Source organism: Salmonella sp. SSDFZ54 (assembly GCF_004010735.1).
Lineage (GTDB): Bacteria > Pseudomonadota > Gammaproteobacteria > Enterobacterales > Enterobacteriaceae > Salmonella > Salmonella enterica.
This window is the reverse complement of the sequence record NZ_CP034830.1, coordinates 1-1,718: the sequence shown is the minus strand read 5'-3', so window position 1 is coordinate 1,718 and position 1,718 is coordinate 1. Positions and strand designations below refer to the sequence as shown.

Below are 1,718 nucleotides of genomic sequence, written 5' to 3'. Positions count from 1 at the left end.
AGACTGCAGGGGCTATTCTCATACGGAGATAAACATGACGAGACTGACAAACCTGACCCCCGCTGAGAAAAAGTTTATCGACGACGCTATAGCCGCTGCCGAACGTGCGGCCGGGAAGAAGCTCAATCAGCCTAACCGGCACATCGTCCTGAACAGAGCGCGTGCGCAGATTGAGTCGCAGCGTTACGCCGACCGCCAGCGTGCATTACGTGAGGATGAGCGGCAGCAGTCCGATTTTGCCTGGTCACGTCCGCGCGCGCCGCGCCGCTGATTGCGGATTTTGGCGGTTTAGTGGTGCTGATGCTGCGAAATCACCTGCGGTTCACCCGCGTGCATAGCTATGCAGTCGCGCAGAAATCATCAGGGGCGTTTTTCCGGGATGTGGGTGAGGAAATGTGCCGGAAACGGCTCTGATGCGTCAGAATTGCGCTGAGGGCCTGTCAGGGGGTGCTGATAACGGATGTTATGGTAAATCGGAGGGTGTATGAAGATTTTGGCTGCAATGGAAATAGCTGATTGTGATTTTGAACATATGGATATGGATGTCTTAGTAGGGGCTTTACTGAAATTAAAATTGTGGGATAGCCACCATCACAACTTGAACATGCAAGGTAAGAGGAGCTTTCTCGATGATTTAAGAGCGGATGGTATTGAGGCTATTAAGAAATACGAGGCTGAAATTGAATCTGAGAATGAGTCCTTTGCGGAGGAGCGATTAATACTGAGGATCTATCAGAACGAGCTTGGCTTATGGTTAGGGAGGCTCTTTTGTGGTGAGGCTGAGATCGGTCAGTGTGGTGTTTATGGATCGGCTGATGAGGTTCGAACAGCTGCGCGTCAAAGCGGTATTTTGTGCGATAGCATCGAAATTTTTCAAAAGGATGCCTAATGCCCCCGTGGTGGGTACACCAGAAAACGGGGAGCGGAGCGACCAGCGTCAGGTCGTTCTATGTTGTTCTGATTGTGTGGGTGTTGTGCCAGACTGGGCAATCGCATTTCACCGCAACTCCTGCCTTGAATCTCACTTTATCAGGTGCCTGTTATCGTACAGCGAGACGGGGTAGAGCTTAACTCTTTCGCGGTTAAGTTACGTTTCCACCGTTTGCCTGTTTATCCTGCCGGAGTCCGGGGCGTAGACCTGAGTTTCAAGGGTGCAGATATGATTTTAATGTCGTTGAATGGTATTAAGCTGGTAGTGACAAGGCTAGCCAGCCCTGCTAGGATAGGATTGCTACGTCTGATCCTGGCAGGTATCTGCGAAGAATTAGAGTACCGAAGCCCTGTGATTCTGTCACGGGGCTTTTGTACATCTGTAGCCTGATCTTTCAACAAGATCCCCGTCACACCTCACTTCATGTATGTGAAAAAAGTTGTAGTGCCCGCCGCAGTCTCACGTCCGGAGCGTAGCGACCGAGTGAGCGAGGAGGCATCATTTCACTATTCGGGCATGGTATTGCGGACGCTTCTGAGCCACATATCACACCTGCCACATGACGCACTTTCCTGATAACCGCACCTATGCCAACATATTAAGCCAGTATACACTCCGCTAGCGCTACGTGACTGGTTCAGGGCTGCGCCCCGAAACCCGCTAAATCCACTGACGCGCCTGCGGCTTGTCCAACGCCTCACGGCACCGGATTAAAATCCGCTCCCGTTCACCGTTTCTGACTGCCTTTCACCGTCGCTTACGCTTCATCGTTCCTACTGTGTCTGGC

2 protein-coding genes are annotated in these 1,718 nt (G+C 51.7%); both read left to right on the top strand.

What is annotated here, in order from left to right; translation table 11 throughout:
• Positions 1-34 precede the first annotated feature (34 nt).
• Positions 35-271, top strand: coding sequence for a hypothetical protein (locus EOS97_RS26675; RefSeq protein ID WP_016230891.1), 237 nt, complete (start codon positions 35-37; stop codon positions 269-271).
• Between the two features lie 213 nt (positions 272-484).
• Complete coding sequence (locus tag EOS97_RS26670) at positions 485-889, top strand: hypothetical protein (protein WP_061604172.1); 405 nt, start codon at positions 485-487, stop codon at positions 887-889.
• The last annotated feature ends 829 nt before the right edge of the window (positions 890-1,718 follow it).